This window comes from Pseudomonas sp. FP2300, assembly GCF_030687595.1.
Lineage (GTDB): Bacteria > Pseudomonadota > Gammaproteobacteria > Pseudomonadales > Pseudomonadaceae > Aquipseudomonas > Aquipseudomonas bijieensis.
In genome coordinates, this window is sequence record NZ_CP117440.1 from 1,657,744 (window position 1) to 1,674,625 (window position 16,882).

Consider the following 16,882-nt stretch of genomic DNA (forward strand, 5'->3'; position numbering starts at 1 on the left):
CTCTTGTTAAACGAAGAGGATCAGCGAGTGCCGCGACGGCTCATGAACGCCAGGCGCTCGAGCAATTGCACGTCCTGTTCGTTCTTGACCAGGGCACCGGCCAGCGGCGGGATGGCCTTGGTCGGATCTCGCTCGCGCAGTACCGCTTCACCGATGTTGTCGGCCATCAGCAGCTTGAGCCAGTCCACCAGTTCGGAAGTGGAAGGTTTCTTCTTCAGGCCCGGCACTTTGCGCACGTCGAAGAACACGTCCAGCGCTTCGCTGACCAGGTCTTTCTTGATGTCCGGGTAATGCACATCGACGATTTTCTGCAGGGTGACGCGGTCGGGGAAGGCGATGTAGTGGAAGAAGCAACGGCGCAGGAACGCATCGGGCAGTTCCTTCTCGTTGTTGGAGGTAATGATGATGATCGGCCGTTGCTTGGCCTTGATGGTTTCGTCGGTCTCGTAGACGTAGAACTCCATCTTGTCGAGTTCTTGCAACAGATCGTTGGGGAATTCGATGTCGGCCTTGTCGATCTCGTCGATCAGCAGGATCACCCGCTCTTCGGACTCGAAGGCTTCCCAGAGCTTGCCCTTCTTCAGGTAGTTGCGTACGTCGTGGACTTTGTCCACGCCCAACTGCGAGTCCCGCAGGCGGCTGACCGCGTCGTACTCGTACAGGCCCTGGTGGGCTTTGGTGGTGGACTTGATGTGCCAGGTGATCAGGCGCGCGCCGAAGGACTCGGCCAGTTGTTCGGCGAGCATGGTCTTGCCGGTGCCCGGTTCGCCCTTGACCAGCAATGGCCGCTCCAGGGTGATGGCGGCGTTCACGGCCAGTTTCAGGTCATCGGTGGCCACGTAGGCGCTGGTGCCTTCGAACTTCATCTGCAATTTCCTCGAACGTGTCGCCGGCCCGGCGAGGCGGGGCGCGCGAAATAAATATCGTGCCCGACTATAACGCGACGCCCCGCCGACTGTGAACGCAGACGCTGTATTCAGTCTCTGAATGGAGCGTCACATGTTGACTCAGTCTTGTGGCGAGGGGATTTATCCCCGTTGAGCTGCGCAGCCCAACGGGGATAAATCCCCTCGCCACAAAAAAGCCACGGACACCTAGTCGGTCGCCGGCGGTGGTTGTTCATAACGGGCATTGAAGGCCTGGACGAAACCGTTGCGCAAAATCTGCAGGAAGGCTTCGAAGGCGCTGATGTCCTGCTGGTGAACATTGCCGCTGAGTTCCACCCGAGTGGCGAATTGGTTCTTGCGCTGGTTCTTGAGGGCCGTTTCGCCTGTGCCGACCAGCGCTTCCCAGACCGAGCGGAAGATGTTTTTGTTCTGGTTTTCCACGTCCTGCTGCCAGTCGAACACATCGACATCACGCAGCAATGGCTTGATGTAGCCGCTGAGCCGGGCATTGTCGGCTTCGGCCTCGACCACCAGGTCGCCGTGGCCGGCGTTGAAATCGAATTTGCCATAGGCCGCGGCGAAGTCGTTAAGGCGCCTGAGTTCGATGTTCCTGGCCCGCAGGCGAAAATCGAAATCTTCGAAATTGCTCAAGGGGTCGAAAGTGGCCTGCATTTCCAGGGGCGCATGTTCGGCCACCAGGGCCTTGCCTTCGAAACGGGCGTCGCGCTTGCCTTTTGTGTCGACCACGTTGGTCAGGTTGTAGAAGCTGGCGTTGACGTCGGTGGCCCGCAGGTTGACCGGTGGCTTGGAATTGAAATTGCGAAAGGTGACCTTGCCATCCCTGATGCGCACTTCGTTGAAGGTGATGGGCAGCAGTTTTTCCAGTTGCTCGCGCCAGTTGGTGCCTTGACCGGTCTGGGAGTTCTGTCGGTTGGCCCCACCGTCGACGAAGTTCACTTCGGGACGGGCAAACTCCACTTCGGCCACCACCGCATGGTCGTACCACAGCGAATGCCAGCTCACGGACAAGTCGATCAACGGCGCATCGACGAACGGCACCGGGACCTTGCCGTCGACCTTGACGATTTTCAGGCCATTGATCCGGTAGGCCCCGCGCCAAAGCGCCAAGTCTACATCGAGAACCTGGCCGCGGTAGTCGCCCATGTCGGCCAGTTTGTCGTTCAGATAGTTGCGCACCAGATAAGGCAGGGTGAAATGCAGGGCCACCAGCACCGCGACGATGGTGGCGAAAACCCACAGTGGCCAGCTGTATCGACGCTTCATGTCAGTCAGTCTCCAGCGTTTGTTGGGGGAGCGCCTTCTACTGCCATTGACTGTCGCAACAATGGGAACGTTCGGTGAAACTGGACGCCCATGGGCAACAGGCATACCTTTAAAGGCTTAAATTCCCGCCGCATTAAGGACCCAGCCATGAGCCGTATATTCGCTGACAACGCCCATTCCATCGGTAATACGCCACTGGTACAGATCAACCGCATTGCGCCGCGCGGTGTGACCATCCTGGCCAAGATCGAGGGGCGTAACCCGGGGTATTCGGTCAAATGCCGGATCGGCGCGAACATGATCTGGGACGCTGAAAGCTCGGGCAAACTCAAGCCTGGCATGACCATCGTCGAACCGACTTCGGGCAACACCGGTATCGGCCTGGCGTTCGTCGCCGCCGCCCGTGGCTACAAGCTGATGCTGACCATGCCCGCTTCCATGAGCATCGAGCGGCGCAAGGTGCTCAAGGCCCTGGGTGCTGAGCTGGTGCTCACCGAGCCGGCGAAGGGAATGAAGGGTGCCATCGAGAAAGCCACCGAGATCCTGGCCAGCGATCCATCCAAATACTTCATGCCGCAGCAGTTCGATAACCCGGCGAACCCGGCGATCCACGAAAAAACCACCGGACCGGAAATCTGGAACGACACCGATGGCGCGGTGGATGTGCTCGTCGCGGGCGTGGGCACCGGCGGAACCATTACCGGGGTTTCGCGGTATATCAAGAACACCTGTGGCAAACCGATCCTGTCGGTGGCGGTAGAGCCCGAGGTTTCGCCGGTGATTACCCAGGCGATGGCGGGCCAGGAGATCAAGCCCAGCCCTCACAAGATCCAGGGGATCGGTGCCGGGTTCGTGCCGAAGAACCTCGATCTGTCGATCGTCGACCAGGTCGAGCGGGTCTCCGACGACGAGTCCAAGGCGATGGCCCTGCGCTTGATGCAGGAGGAGGGAATCCTCTGCGGGATCTCTTGTGGCGCGGCGATGGCCGTGGCCGTGCGCCTGGCGGAGAAACCGGAAATGCAGGGCAAGACCATCGTTGTGATCCTGCCGGACTCGGGCGAGCGGTACTTGTCGAGCATGTTGTTCAGTGATCTGTTTACCGAGCAGGAGATTCAGCAGTAACCGTGAATTCACTGCAAGGGTGAGTGGACCTCGCCACTGGGCAGTAACAAGGTCTGAGGAGAAGGTTGTTTGACAGGCGTCAGCCAAGGTTCAGCTAGCGCCTGTTAGAAAGTGATTGTTGCGTTTCACTCAACAGAAAATGTTGCGTCAGACGGTTTTTACCTGGGCCATGAGGCTTTACCATGGCCCTCGGCTACGTCGGGCAGTTGGCGTTGCGTAAGTTGTTTTTGGACAAGGAGTTGTAAATGACCATTTCGTTTGCCGCCAAGGCCTCAGTGTTGCTGCTGTTTTTGGGTAGTACGCTTTATGTGCATTTGCGCGGCAAGGCGCGTTTGCCGATGTTGCGCCAGTTCGTCAACCACTCGGCGCTGTTCGCCCCCTATAACACTTTGATGTACCTGTTCTCCGGCGTACCCTCGAAGCCTTACCTGGACCGCAGCAAGTTTCCCGAGCTGGATGTGCTCAAGGATAACTGGCAAGTCATTCGCGACGAGGCCATGCACCTGTTCGACGAGGGTTACATTCGTGCCGCCGAGAAGAACAACGATGCCGGTTTCGGCTCGTTCTTCAAGAAGGGCTGGAAGCGTTTCTACCTCAAGTGGTACGACAAACCGCTGCCGTCGGCTGAGTTGCTGTGCCCCAGGACTGTCGAGCTGGTCAACCGGATCCCCAACGTGCGGGGCGCGATGTTTGCCCTGCTGCCGGGTGGCAGCCACCTGAACCCACATCGAGACCCCTTCGCCGGTTCGTTGCGTTATCACCTGGGGCTGTCCACGCCCAATTCCGATGATTGCCGGATCTTCGTCGACGGCCAGATCTACGCCTGGCGCGATGGCGAAGACGTCATGTTCGATGAAACCTATGTGCACTGGGTGAAGAACGAAACCCCGCAGACCCGCGTGATCCTGTTCTGTGATGTCGAGCGGCCCTTGAAAAGCCGCTTGATGACCCGCCTCAACCGTACTATCAGCGCTTTCCTCGGCCGCGCCACCGCGCCGCAGAACCTGGACGATGAACACGTCGGCGGCATCAACCGGGCGTATGCCTGGAGCAAGTCGTTCAGCGACGGCATCAGTGGCCGGGTCAAGCAATTCAAGCGCAAGCATCCCAAGGCGTACCGGGTGATGCGGCCCGTGTTGGCGGTGGTGGTGCTCACGGCGCTTGGTTATTGGTTGTTCGTTTAAACATTGCATAGTCCCTCGGGCGCTGGTTATAGTCAGCGCTCTTCGGGTTTTCGAACCCACCCTTCAAGAGATCGGCTCATGCCTGCATCCCCTGTCATCGCGGTCGTGGTTCCAGCGTTCAACGCTGGCGTCGTGCCGTGTGGGAATCAGCAGCCTGCGCAGATCGGTCAATACCCCCCACCTGTCCGTAGCTCATCGGTGTACGCCGTCGTATCACCGCCGGGTGTTGGCATTCAGGGCTGATCGGCAACGGTTGCCATCCCCTGTGCCCGCCTGAAAAAAAACTACTGGACTTCAGCCTCGGCTGAGTTGGCTTTTTGCCTGACTACAGGTGGTATCCATGTTTTCCCTTTCCAAAAACGCCTTATTGGCGGCGGCTTCCACGAGCCTGTTCGTTTTGCTGTGGAGCAGTGGGGCGATCTTTTCCAAGCTGGGCCTGGCCCACGCTTCACCCTTCGCCTTTTTGCTGATCCGTTTTGCCATTGCGCTGTTTGCGTTGGTGCTGTTGATTCCGTTGCTCAAGTTCAAGCTGCCCAAGACCGGCAAGCCGATGCTGTACGCGGCAACCACCGGGTTGGTGCTGCTGGGCGCCTACCAGATTTTTTATCTGCTGGCGCTGCAAATGAGTGTCACGCCCGGGGTCATGGCAACCCTGATGGGCGTGCAACCGATCCTGACCGTGGTGCTCATGGAACGTCAGCGATCCTGGTCGCGGCTGTTCGGCCTGGTGCTGGGGTTGGTCGGGTTGGTCATGGTGGTGTACCAAGGCATTGGCCTGGCGGGCATGTCCCTGGCGGGAATGGTGTGCGGGTTGCTGGCACTGGTGAGCATGACGGCCGGTTCCATCATGCAGAAGCGCATCACCGACAACCCACTGGGTACGCTGCCGGTGCAATACCTGGCCGGATTGTTACTGTGCGCGGTGTTCGTGCCGTTCCAGCCGTTTCACTTCGAATACAGCACGGGGTTCTTCGTGCCGGTGTTGTGGATGGGGCTGGTGGTATCGGTGCTGGCGACGTTGCTGCTGTACCGACTGATCGCCCGTGGCAACCTGGTGAATGTCACCAGCCTGTTCTACCTGGTGCCGGCGGTGACGGCGATCATGGACTACCTGGTGTTTGGCAATCGGCTGGCGTTGTTGAGCTTGCTGGGGATGGTGCTGATCATCGTGGGGTTGGTGTTTGTGTTTCGTAAAAGTCGCTGAGCCTTGGATGCTCGCTGACTGAACAACCGCTATCGCGGGCAAGCCTTGCTCCCGCAGGTTATGTACAAGCCTGCTCCCACAGGTTATGTGTAGTCCTTGTGGGAGCAAGGCTTGCCCACGATGGCATTTTCAGCCACACCGATGAACTACCGGGCAGACACTTCAGCCGGTTTCGCCGCAGCGGGCTTGAGCACCAACCACAACGCCGCCGCAATCAACACCCCGCCATACAAATGCGCCATCCCCAACGGCTCATCCAGCAGCAACGCCCCCCACAACACGCCGAACGGTGGAATCAGGAAGGTCACGGTCATCGATTTGACCGGACCGATGGAACTGAGCAAGCGGAAGTAAAGAATGTATGCCAGGGCGGTACATACCAGGCCCAGCCCCAGCAGTGACAACCAGACGCTCCAGCCACCCCAGCTGGCCGGTGGCTGGCTGATGACGCTGTAGCCAAACAGCGGCAGCAAGAACACCGTGGCACCGAACATGCTGCCCAGGGCCGAGAGACGGCTGTCCAGGCCTCCTTGGTGATCGAGCCAGCGACGGGTGAGGAAGCCGGCAAAGCCGTAGCAGGTCGTGGCCAGCAGGCAGGCGAGGGCGCCCATCAACAATTGCAGGTCGAACGCCACCGGGCCGGCGCGGGTCAGGATGCCAACACCCAGCAGCCCCAGGCAGACACCGCTGACCTTGGCCAGGGTGAGTTTTTCGCTGAAGAACAAACCGCCGATCAATACCCCCATCAATGGCGTGGTGGCGTTGAAGATCGCCGAGTAACCGGCCGGTAGCACCTGGGCCGCCACTGAATAGAACGTTGCCGGAATGCCCGAGTTGATCAGGCCCAGCCCCATCACGACTTTGAGCTTGCCGCGAAAATTCCAGTCGACGCGCATCAGGGCCAGGATCACCAGCAACCCGACGAAGGCGATGGACACGCGAAAAAAAGCAGTGGGGATTGTGCCAATGACGGGGGCGATAATGCGCATGAACAGGAAACTGGCCCCCCAGATGGCGGCCAGTGACAGTAAACGCAGGATATCGACGAGGTTCACGAGTCATTCCTTCCTTGATCGGGCGGCAAGTGTCGCCGTCCTGAATAGCGATGGCAATGGTTGCGTTGCCGCCTGATTGGCCTCTAAGCTCAGTCGCCAATAACAAGCATGACCCGCCGAGGTTTACCTATGCCGCAGCCATGGCCCGCCATTGAAATCGCCCGTTCGATCCTCGACGGCTTCGACGATTATCGTGAGCATTTCCGGCAGATCACCGATGGCGCCCGCGCCCGGTTCGAGCAGGCCCTGTGGCTGGAGGCGCAAGCGGCTTCGGCGGCGCGCATCAACTTGTATGAAGAAAAAGTCTTCGAAACCGTCGCCAAGCTGCACAAGGCCTTCGATGCCGAAACCCTGATGGATGTGGGCTGCTGGCCGCTGGTCAAAAGCGCCTACATCAGCCTGATCGACCTGCGCTTCGACGATGAGCTGTCGGAAACCTGGTACAACTCGATCTTCTGCGGGTTGTTCAGCCACGACCTGATCAGCGACGGCACCATGTTCATCCACACCACCCGGCCCAGCCTGCGTCGGGCCCGCGCTGCCCAGACCCGCACCTACAAGCCCCAGGGGCAGTTGGACCGGATACTGGCGAGCGTGTTCGCCGACTACCGTTTCAGCGAGGACTACGCCGATTTGCCGGGCGACCTGCAACGCCTCGAAGCGCAGTTGCGCGAGAACCTGCCGGACTGGGTCTGCAAGGATCCGGAACTGACGGTGGAGTTGTTTTCTTCGGTGCTCTATCGCAACAAGGGGGCCTACCTGGTGGGGCGGATCTACACCCGCGACGATCAATGGCCGCTGGTGATCCCGCTGTTGCACCGTGAGGGCCGGGGTATCCAGATCGATGCGCTGATCACCGACGAGGCGCAGGTCTCGATCATCTTCTCGTTCACCCGCTCGTACTTCATGGTAGACGTGCCAGTGCCGGCGGAATTCATCGGCTTTCTCAAGCGCATCCTGCCGGGCAAACACATCGCCGAGTTGTACACCTCCATCGGTTTCTACAAGCACGGCAAATCGGAGTTCTACCGGGCACTGATCAATCACCTGGCGAACACCGACGACCAGTTCATCATGGCCCCCGGTGTGCGTGGCATGGTCATGAGCGTGTTCACCCTGCCGGGCTTCAACACGGTGTTCAAGATCATCAAGGACCGGTTTTCGCCGTCGAAAAACGTCGACCGGGCCACGGTGATCGAGAAGTACCGATTAGTGAAAAGCGTCGACCGGGTCGGGCGCATGGCCGATACCCAGGAGTTCGCCGATTTTCGTTTTCCCCTGAGCAAATTCGAGCCGGCGTGCCTTGAGGAACTGCTGGAAGTGGCGCCGTCCACGGTGTCGGTGGAAGGCGATACGGTGCTGATCCGTCACTGCTGGACCGAACGCCGGATGACACCGTTGAACCTGTACCTGGAAAACGCCAACGACGCCCAGGTGCGCGAGGCCCTGGAAGATTATGGCCTGGCGATCAAGCAACTGGCGGCGGCGAATATCTTCCCCGGCGACATGCTGCTCAAGAACTTCGGCGTGACCCGCCACGGCCGCGTGGTGTTCTACGACTACGATGAAATCTGCTTCCTCACTGAAGCCAACTTCCGCCACATCCCCCAGCCCCGCACGCCGGAAGACGAAATGGCTTCCGAGCCCTGGTATTCCATCGGCCCGCTGGACGTGTTCCCCGAAGAATTTCCGCCGTTCCTGTTCGCCGACGCGGGGCAGCGCAAGCTGTTCGACCAGTTGCACGGTGAGTTGTACAACGCCGATTACTGGAAAGGCCTGCAAGAGGCGATTCGGGCGGGGAAGGTGATTGATGTGTTCCCGTATCGGCGCAAGGACCTGGACAACGAGTAACCCTGCGACTGCTCTCCACAAAAGGCATCCTTGACGCAAATCCCCTGTGGGAGCGAGCCTGCTCGCGATAGCAGTGGATCAGCCAGCATTCATGTCGACTGACACACCGCCATCGCGAGCAGGCTCGCTCCCACAAGGGAACCGCCGGCAGGCTGCCATGTGTCGGCGCAGTAGCCGCAAATCTGCGACAATCGCCCTCTGCTCAAACCGACGACCCTTGCGTACCTGATGACTGACCAAGCCCCCGCTATCGACAAGCTGCTGAAAAACCTCGACCACGCCATGCTCGCCGACCGTCACCGGTTGCGGCGGCAGTTGCTTGAGCTGCGCAAGAAGCCCGACGAGGCCAAGCTGGCCCAGTGGGTGACGCGCATGCAGGCGTCGTGCGATCAGGTGCTGGCGCGCAAGGCGAGCTTGCCGGTGATCCGCTATGACGACAATTTGCCGATTGCCGCCAAGCGCGACGAAATCAAGCAGGCGTTGCTCAAGCATCAGGTGTTGATCATCGCCGGCGAAACCGGCTCGGGGAAAACCACGCAGTTGCCGAAGATCTGCCTGGAAATCGGTCGCGGCCAGCATGGCTTGATCGGTCACACCCAGCCGCGCCGGATCGCTGCCCGCAGCGTCGCCAGTCGGGTGGCCGAGGAACTGGCCACCCCCTTGGGGGCGCTGGTGGGTTATCAGGTGCGGTTCGAGGACCAGAGCGACGCCAACACCCTGATCAAGTTGATGACCGACGGCATCCTGCTGGCCGAGACCCAGAACGACCGCTACCTCGAACGCTACGACACGATCATTGTCGACGAAGCCCACGAGCGCAGCCTGAACATCGACTTCCTGCTCGGCTACCTCAAGACGCTGCTGCCGCGCCGCCCGGACCTGAAAGTCATCATCACCTCGGCGACCATCGACCTGGAGCGCTTTTCCAAGCATTTCGATGACGCGCCGATCGTGGAAGTCTCGGGCCGCACCTTCCCGGTGGAAACCTGGTATCGCCCGCTGACCCTGGAGCAGGACGAAGAAGGCAACCGCGTCGAGGACGACTTGACCGTCGACCAGGCGATTCTCGCCACCCTCGATGAAATCGCCGCCTACGAGCGCAGCGAGCGCCGCAGCCCCGGGGATGTGCTGGTGTTCCTGCCGGGCGAACGGGAGATTCGCGACGCAGCCGAAATGCTGCGCAAGGCCCAACTCAAGCACACCGAGATTCTGCCGCTGTACGCGCGCCTGTCGCCGGCCGAACAGCAACGGATCTTCCAGTCCCATCCAGGCCGTCGCGTGGTCCTGGCGACCAACGTCGCCGAAACCTCGCTGACCGTGCCGGGCATCCGCTACGTGATCGACAGCGGCACCGCGCGCATCAGCCGCTACAGCTATCGGGCCAAGGTCCAGCGCCTGCCCATCGAAGCCATTTCCCAGGCCAGCGCCAACCAGCGCAAGGGTCGCTGCGGACGGGTCGAGCCGGGGATTTGTGTGCGGTTGTACAGCGAAGAGGATTTCCTCGGTCGGCCGGAATTCACCGACCCGGAGATCCTGCGCACCAACCTGGCGGCGGTGATCCTGCAGATGTTGCACCTGCGCCTTGGCGAGATCACCGATTTCCCGTTCATCGAGCCGCCGGACGGCAAGGCCATCAGCGACGGTTTCAACCTGCTGCAAGAATTGTCGGCGGTGGACCGCAACAGTCAACTGACCCCACTCGGTCGCCAGTTGGCGCGCCTGCCGGTGGACCCGCGCATGGGCCGCATGCTGCTGGAAGCGGCGAAGCTGGGCAGTTTGCAGGAAGTGCTGATCGTCGCCAGCGCCATGTCGATCCAGGACCCGCGCGAGCGCCCGCCTGAGCGTCAACAAGCGGCCGACCAGGCCCACGCCCAGTGGAAGGATGCGGACTCGGACTTCGCCGGGCTGGTCAACCTGTGGCGCGGTTTCGAAGAGCAGCGCCAGGCCCTGACCGCCAGCCCGCTGCGCAACTGGTGTCGCAAGAACTTCCTCAACTACCTGCGCCTGCGTGAATGGCGTGATTCCCATCGCCAGTTGAGTCTGATCTGCCGCGACATGCAGTTGAGCCTCAACAAAGACCCGGCCGACTACCCGAAATTGCACAAGGCGGTGCTCTCGGGTCTGTTGAGCCAGATCGGCCAGAAAACCGAAGACGGCGACTACCTCGGCGCCCGTCAGCGGCGGTTCTGGGTCCACCCCTCGTCGGGCCTGGGCAAGAAGCGTCCGCAGTGGTTGATGACCGCTGAGCTGGTGGAAACCACCAAGCTCTACGCGCGCATGGTAGCCAAGATCGAGCCGGACTGGATCGAGCCGCTGGCCGGGCACTTGATCAAGAAAAACCACTTCGAACCCCATTGGGAGAAGAAGCGCGGGCAAGTGGTGGCGTATGAGCAGATCACCCTGTTCGGGCTGATTGTCGTCGGTCGGCGACCGGTGCATTACGGGCCGGTGGACCCGGTGGTGTCGCGGGAGCTGTTCATCCGTGAGGCGTTGGTGCGCGGTGAGATCCAGTCCAAGGCCAAGTGCCTGGACGCCAATACCAAGTTGCTGGAGCAGCTCGACGAACTGGAAGCCAAGGCCCGCCGCCGTGACATCCTGGCGGACGAAGAAACCCTGTTCGCTTTCTACGATGCGCGTTTGCCGGCCGAGATCCACCAGACCGCGACCTTCGACAGCTGGTACCGGATCAACAGCCAGAAAGACCCGCAGCTACTGATCATGCGCGAAGAAGACGTGCTGGCCCGCGAGGCCAGTGAAGTCACGGCCGCGTACTACCCGGACACATTGCGCGTCGGCGATCTGACCTTGCCGCTGAGCTATCACTTCGAGCCCAACCATCCTCGTGATGGCGTGACGCTGCGGGTACCGGCGCCGCTGTTGCCGATGCTGCCGCCGGAGCGCCTGGAATGGTTGGTGCCGGGAATGATCGAGGCCAAGTGCATCGCCCTGGTGCGCAACCTGCCCAAGGCCTTGCGCAAGAACTTCGTGCCGGTGCCGGACTTCGTCAAGGCCGCACTGCAACGCATCACCTTCGCCGAAGGCTCGTTGCCGCAATCCCTGGGCCGCGAACTGCTGCGCATGACCGGCGCGCGGGTCAGCGACGAAGCCTGGGCGGAAGCGGCGCAGCAGGTGGAAAGCCATCTGCGTATGAACCTGGAAATCGTCGACGGCCAGGGCAAGTTCCTTGGCGAAGGTCGCGACCTGGCCGAACTGACGGCGCGCTTTGCCGAAGCCAGCCAGGCGGCCTTGGCCGTGCCGCAAACGGCGAAGAGCCAGGCACCGGTGGAGGCGAAGGTTTTCGCACCGGTGGCGGAGAAAACCCAACAGAAGATCGCCGGGCTGTCGATGACGGTCTACCCGGCGCTGGTGGAAGAGGGCGGCGTGGTCAAGGAAGGGCGATTCCCGACCCCGGCCGAAGCCGAGTTCCAGCATCGTCGTGCCTTGCAGCGCTTGTTGATGCAGCAATTGGCCGAGTCGGCCAAGTTCCTGCGCGGCAAGCTGCCCGGCCTGACGGAGCTGGGCCTGTTGTACCGCGACCTGGGTCGCATCGACAGCCTGGTGGAAGACATCCTGCTGGTCAGCCTCGACAGTTGCGTGCTCGAAGGCGAAGCGAGCCTGCCCCGTGACGGCGCAGCGCTGGCTTCCCTGGCCGAGCGCAAGCGTGGCGGCTGGACCGAACACGCCGAACGCCTGGCGAAGCTGACCCTGGACATCCTCAAGCTCTGGCACGGCCTGCAAAAACGCTTCAAGGGCAAGATCGACCTGGCCCAGGCCATGGCGTTGAACGACATCAAGCAACAGCTCAGCCACCTGGTGTATCCGGGCTTCGTCCGCGAAACCCCGCATCAATGGCTCAAGGAACTGCCGCGCTACCTCAAGGCCATCGAGCAACGCTTCGAGAAACTGGGCAGCCAGGTGCAGAAAGACCGGGTCTGGAGCGGCGAACTGTCGAACCTCTGGGCCCAATACCAGACCCGCGCCAGCAAACACCTCCAGGAAGGCAAGCGCGATCCGCAACTGGAGCTGTACCGCTGGTGGCTGGAGGAGTACCGGGTGTCGCTGTTCGCCCAGCAACTGGGGACCAAGGTGCCGATTTCCGATAAGCGCTTGAGTAAGCAGTGGGGGCAGGTGGAGGCCTGATGCCACAAACCAGATGAACACTACTAACCCCTGTGGGAGCGAGCCTGCTCGCGATAGCGTTGTGTCAGTCGACATAAATACTGAGTAAACCACCGCTATCGCGAGCAGGCTCGCTCCCACAGGGTTAGTTGGTGTAGCTCACTGAGAATGGGCCAAACGCCAGCGTTTGTGGCAAACTTCGCGGCTATAAATGCCGGTCCCGTGGTTTTGAGCTTCAATGCCCGGGCGGATCGGAATAAAGCGATGCCAGGACTGCTTCCCCGGATGGGAAAAGTCCCTTTGTGTATTGGTACGTCGGTGCCAATGCTTTCTGCCTGAACAGATCAGAGACACGACCATGCATAACGTCGTCATCAGCGGCACCGGCCTGTACACCCCGGCCAACAGCATCTCCAACGAAGAGCTGGTGCAATCTTTCAATACCTATGTCGCGCAATTCAACGCCGACAACGCCGAGGCCATCGAGCGCGGTGAAGTCGAGGCGTTGACCGAATCCAACGCCGCGTTCATCGAAAAGGCCTCGGGCATCAAGAGCCGCTTCGTCATGGACAAGGACGGCATCCTCGACCCGCAACGCATGACCCCCCGTTTGCCCGAGCGCTCCAACGACGAGTGGTCGGTGCTGTGTGAAATGGCTGTCGGCGCGGCAAAACAGGCGTTGGAACGCGCCGGTCGCACCGCCGCCGACATCGATGGCGTGATCGTCGCCTGCTCCAACCTGCAGCGCGCGTACCCGGCCATCGCCATTGAAGTCCAGGAAGCCCTGGGCATCGAAGGTTTCGGTTTCGACATGAACGTGGCCTGTTCCTCGGCCACCTTCGGCATCCAGGCCGCGGCCAACAGCGTGCAACTGGGCCAGGCCCGGGCGATCCTGATGGTCAACCCGGAAGTGTGCACCGGCCACCTGAACTTCCGCGACCGTGACAGCCACTTCATCTTTGGCGACGCGGCCACTGCCGTGATCATCGAGCGTGCGGACCTGGCGACCTCGCCGTACCAGTTCGACGTGGTCAGCACCAAGCTGCTGACCAAGTTCTCCAACAACATCCGCAACAATTTCGGCTTCCTCAACCGCGCCGCAGAAGAAGGCATCGGCAGCCGCGACAAGTTGTTCGTCCAGGAAGGCCGCAAGGTGTTCCGTGACGTCTGCCCGATGGTGGCCGAACTGATCGGTGCCCACCTGGAGGAAAACCAGTTGAACGTTGGCGAGGTCAAGCGCTTCTGGTTGCACCAGGCCAACCTGAGCATGAACCACCTGATCGTACGCAAACTGCTGGGGCGTGAAGCCACCGAAGAGGAAGCCCCGGTGATCCTCGACCGCTATGCCAACACCAGTTCGGCGGGGTCGGTGATTGCGTTCCACAAGTACCAGGACGACTTGCCCAGCGGTTCGGTCGCCGTGCTCAGCTCGTTCGGCGCAGGGTATTCGATTGGTAGCGTGATTTTGCGCAAGCGTTGATCCACTGTTGCTACGCCGAAATTTTTTGTGGAGCAAGGCCATGTGGGAGCAAAGCTTGCTCGCGAAACAGGCGACTTGGTTTATGGAAGACCTCGTCGCCTGCATCGCGGGCAAGCCTTGCTCCCACATGAATTCCCATGCCACAACAGCGATCTATCCAGCCATAGGGCGTTGAATGACGGTCACCGACGACACCCACCTGCTCCAACGCCTCCTGGCCGGTGAGCAGCAGGCCTTCAAGGAACTGGTCAGCACCTACCAGAGCCCGATGCGCGCCGTGGCCTATGCCATCGTTGGCAGCCGTCATGCCGACGAAGTGGTGCAGGACGCCTGGCTGTCGGTGGTGCGCAATCTCAGCGGTTTCCAGGGGCGTTCCAGCCTCAAGACCTGGTTGTTGACCATCACGGCCAATGCCGCCAAGGGCCGCTACAAACAGAACCGTCGGGAAGTGCTGCTCGACGATCTGCCGTCGCCCCACGGCACCCTTGGCGATGATCGTTTCGCCGCCGATGGGCATTGGCTGCTGGCACCGTTCGCCTGGCACCAGGACACGCCCGAAGCGTTGCTCACCGAGCGTGAGTTGCGTGATTGCCTGGAGCATACGTTGCTCAGCCTGTCGGAACTGCAAGGCAGCGTGCTGACTCTGCGGGAACAACAGGGCCTGGAACTGGACGAAATCTGTAATCTGCTGGGCATTTCGCTCTCCAATGTCCGCGTGCTGCTGCATCGCGCCCGACTGAAGGTCTTCGCGACTGTTGAACATTTCGAGGAAACCGGCGAATGCTGACCTGCAAGGAACAAGTGGCGCGCTCCAGCGATTATCTCGACGGCCAGTTAAGCTTTCGTGAACGCCTGATGGTGCGCCATCACCTGATGTTCTGCCCCAATTGCCGACGATTCATCCGCCAGATGCGCCTGATGCAGGCGACCCTCAGAAAACTGCCGCATCCGCCGGTTCCCGACCTGGATCACCTCGCCGAGAAACTCGCCGCCGAGCGTCGCAAAACATCTAAGTAATCTTCGATACACCACCGACCCCCTGTGGGAGCGAGCCTGCTCGCGATAACGGCGGATCAGCCAGCGTTGTGTTGACTGACCCACCGCTATCGCGAGCAGGCTCGCTCCCACAGGGGTTTATGTTTGTGTTGGTTATATTCCCATTCGAAGTAAAAAGTTCCGCTGTCATAAAATCTTTATGTGATAGCAACTCGCCTGACACAACCGGCCGCCAAGATCCCCTCCCAACACCAGCGGGCCCAGTTCCGCGTGTTTTCTAACGCATAGACTACCAACAGGGGAATTCTTCGATGATCCGTAAGCACTTCGCAGGTGTTGCCGCCAGCGCACTGGCAATGGCAGTAACCGCCCAGGCTTTCGCCGGCACCGTCACCACCGATGGCGCCGATATCGTGGTCAAGACCAAGGGCGGCCTTGAGGTCGCTACCACTGACAAAGAGTTCAGCTTCAAGCTCGGTGGTCGTGTGCAGGCTGACTACAGCCAGTTCGACGGTATCTACACCGACAACGGCAAATCGGCCGACGCCGCTTACATCCGCCGTGCGTTCCTGGAACTGTCCGGTGTGCTGTACACGGATTGGGCCTACACCATCAACTACGACATGTCCCACAACAGTGGCGACTCCGATAACGGCTACTTCGACGAAGCGTCCCTGGCCTACAACGGCTTCAAGCCGGTGTCGATCAAGGTCGGTCGCTTCGACCCCGACTTCGGCCTGGAAAAAGCCACCAGCTCCAAGTGGGTGACCGCGCCTGAGCGTAACGCTGCCTACGATCTGATCGACTGGGCCAACAGCCATCAGAACGGCCTGGGCATCCAGGCGTCCAGCACCTTCGCCGATTCGTTCTATGCTTCGGCCGGCGTGTTCAGCAAGGACACCGACGACACCGACGGCGACAGCGTCAAGCAAGTCAACGGTCGCTTCGTGTTCGCCCCGATGCACGAAGCGGGCAACGTGCTGCACTTCGGTTTGAACGTAGCCTCCCGTGACGTTTCGGACACCGCGTTCGATGCGCGTTATCGCTCCCGTCTGGGCATGCGTGGTGTTGAAACCCTGGGTGGTAACGACGCCGGTCCTAACGGCAACCGTCCGGTACTGGGCGGCGCCAACAACTCGCCAGCCGGCTCTTACGACACTGATACCGCTTTCGGCCTGGAAGCCGCGTTCGCCATGGGGCCTGCGTCGATCCAGGGTGAGTACATCTCCCGTAAGACCAAGGCTGACAGCGACGCCTTCGAAGACCTCAAAGGCCACGGCTTCTACGTTCAGGGTGCCTACACCATCACCGGTGAGTCCCGTGGTTATAAAGTCGGCAAGTTTGACGCGATCAAGCCTCAGAACAAATCCATCGGTGCCTGGGAAGTGTTCTACCGCTTCGACAGCATGACCGTCGAAGACGACAACATCACCACTGCCTCGGCGACCCGTGAAGTGGGCGATGCCGAAGCCAAGGTGCACAACCTGGGCGTGAACTGGTACGCCAACGAAGCGGTGAAAATCACCGGTGCCTACGTCAAGGCCAAGACCGACAAAGTCACCAACGCCAATGGCGATGACGATGGCGACGGCTTCGTAGTCCGTGCCCAGTACGTGTTCTGAATCGCGCTGACTTGATACACCGCTCTGACTTCATCCGTTAAAGCGCTCCTTTGAACCCCGCCCCTGGCGGGGTTTTTT

General features: G+C 60.6%; 12 protein-coding genes. 9 read left to right on the forward strand and 3 right to left on the reverse strand.

Going from position 1 to position 16,882, the window contains the following annotated elements:
* Positions 1-20: 20 nt before the first annotated feature.
* Positions 21-866, reverse strand: a complete 846-nt coding sequence (locus PSH86_RS07385) for a MoxR family ATPase (RefSeq protein WP_003184225.1) — start codon at positions 864-866, stop codon at positions 21-23.
* Positions 867-1,094: 228 nt separating this feature from the next.
* Positions 1,095-2,171 carry a DUF748 domain-containing protein gene (locus PSH86_RS07390; protein ID WP_176688463.1) on the reverse strand — a complete coding sequence of 359 codons (1,077 nt, stop codon included), beginning with the start codon at positions 2,169-2,171 and terminating at the stop codon, positions 1,095-1,097.
* Between the two features lie 147 nt (positions 2,172-2,318).
* Between PSH86_RS07390 and cysK the strand changes: the two genes are divergently transcribed.
* The 3 genes from cysK to PSH86_RS07405 all read left to right on the forward strand — a co-directional run bounded on the left by cysK (position 2,319) and on the right by PSH86_RS07405 (position 5,681).
* Positions 2,319-3,293, forward strand: coding sequence for a cysteine synthase A (gene cysK, locus PSH86_RS07395; protein ID WP_109755841.1), 975 nt, complete (start codon positions 2,319-2,321; stop codon positions 3,291-3,293).
* Between the two features lie 245 nt (positions 3,294-3,538).
* A complete protein-coding gene (locus PSH86_RS07400; RefSeq protein ID WP_305488956.1) occupies positions 3,539-4,477 on the forward strand; it encodes an aspartyl/asparaginyl beta-hydroxylase domain-containing protein in 939 nt (312 codons plus the stop codon).
* Between the two features lie 340 nt (positions 4,478-4,817).
* Entirely contained in the window at positions 4,818-5,681 is an 864-nt protein-coding gene (locus tag PSH86_RS07405) for a DMT family transporter (RefSeq protein ID WP_305488961.1), read from the forward strand.
* A gap of 146 nt (positions 5,682-5,827) precedes the next feature.
* Here the strand turns inward: PSH86_RS07405 and PSH86_RS07410 are convergent, their stop codons facing one another.
* A complete protein-coding gene (locus PSH86_RS07410) occupies positions 5,828-6,736 on the reverse strand; it encodes a DMT family transporter (protein ID WP_176688460.1) in 909 nt (302 codons plus the stop codon).
* A 129-nt stretch (positions 6,737-6,865) separates the two neighbouring features.
* Between PSH86_RS07410 and aceK the strand changes: the two genes are divergently transcribed.
* The 6 genes from aceK (at position 6,866) to PSH86_RS07440 (ending at position 16,804) form a co-directional block, all read left to right on the forward strand.
* Positions 6,866-8,587, forward strand: a complete 1,722-nt coding sequence (gene aceK / locus PSH86_RS07415; protein WP_109755837.1) for a bifunctional isocitrate dehydrogenase kinase/phosphatase — start codon at positions 6,866-6,868, stop codon at positions 8,585-8,587.
* Between the two features lie 228 nt (positions 8,588-8,815).
* On the forward strand, positions 8,816-12,727 hold the full coding sequence (gene hrpA / locus PSH86_RS07420; RefSeq protein WP_305488966.1) for an ATP-dependent RNA helicase HrpA: 3,912 nt from the start codon (positions 8,816-8,818) through the stop codon (positions 12,725-12,727).
* A 337-nt stretch (positions 12,728-13,064) separates the two neighbouring features.
* Complete coding sequence (locus PSH86_RS07425) at positions 13,065-14,186, forward strand: beta-ketoacyl-ACP synthase III (RefSeq protein ID WP_109755834.1); 1,122 nt, start codon at positions 13,065-13,067, stop codon at positions 14,184-14,186.
* Between the two features lie 175 nt (positions 14,187-14,361).
* Positions 14,362-14,973, forward strand: coding sequence for an RNA polymerase sigma factor (locus PSH86_RS07430; RefSeq protein ID WP_109755833.1), 612 nt, complete (start codon positions 14,362-14,364; stop codon positions 14,971-14,973).
* Positions 14,967-15,203, forward strand: coding sequence for an anti-sigma factor (locus PSH86_RS07435; RefSeq protein WP_109755832.1), 237 nt, complete (start codon positions 14,967-14,969; stop codon positions 15,201-15,203). The genes PSH86_RS07430 and PSH86_RS07435 overlap by 7 nt, the downstream gene beginning before the upstream one ends.
* A gap of 290 nt (positions 15,204-15,493) precedes the next feature.
* The gene (locus PSH86_RS07440; protein WP_109755831.1) at positions 15,494-16,804 is read left to right on the forward strand and encodes an OprO/OprP family phosphate-selective porin; all 1,311 of its coding nucleotides are present in this window, start codon (positions 15,494-15,496) and stop codon (positions 16,802-16,804) included.
* The last annotated feature ends 78 nt before the right edge of the window (positions 16,805-16,882 follow it).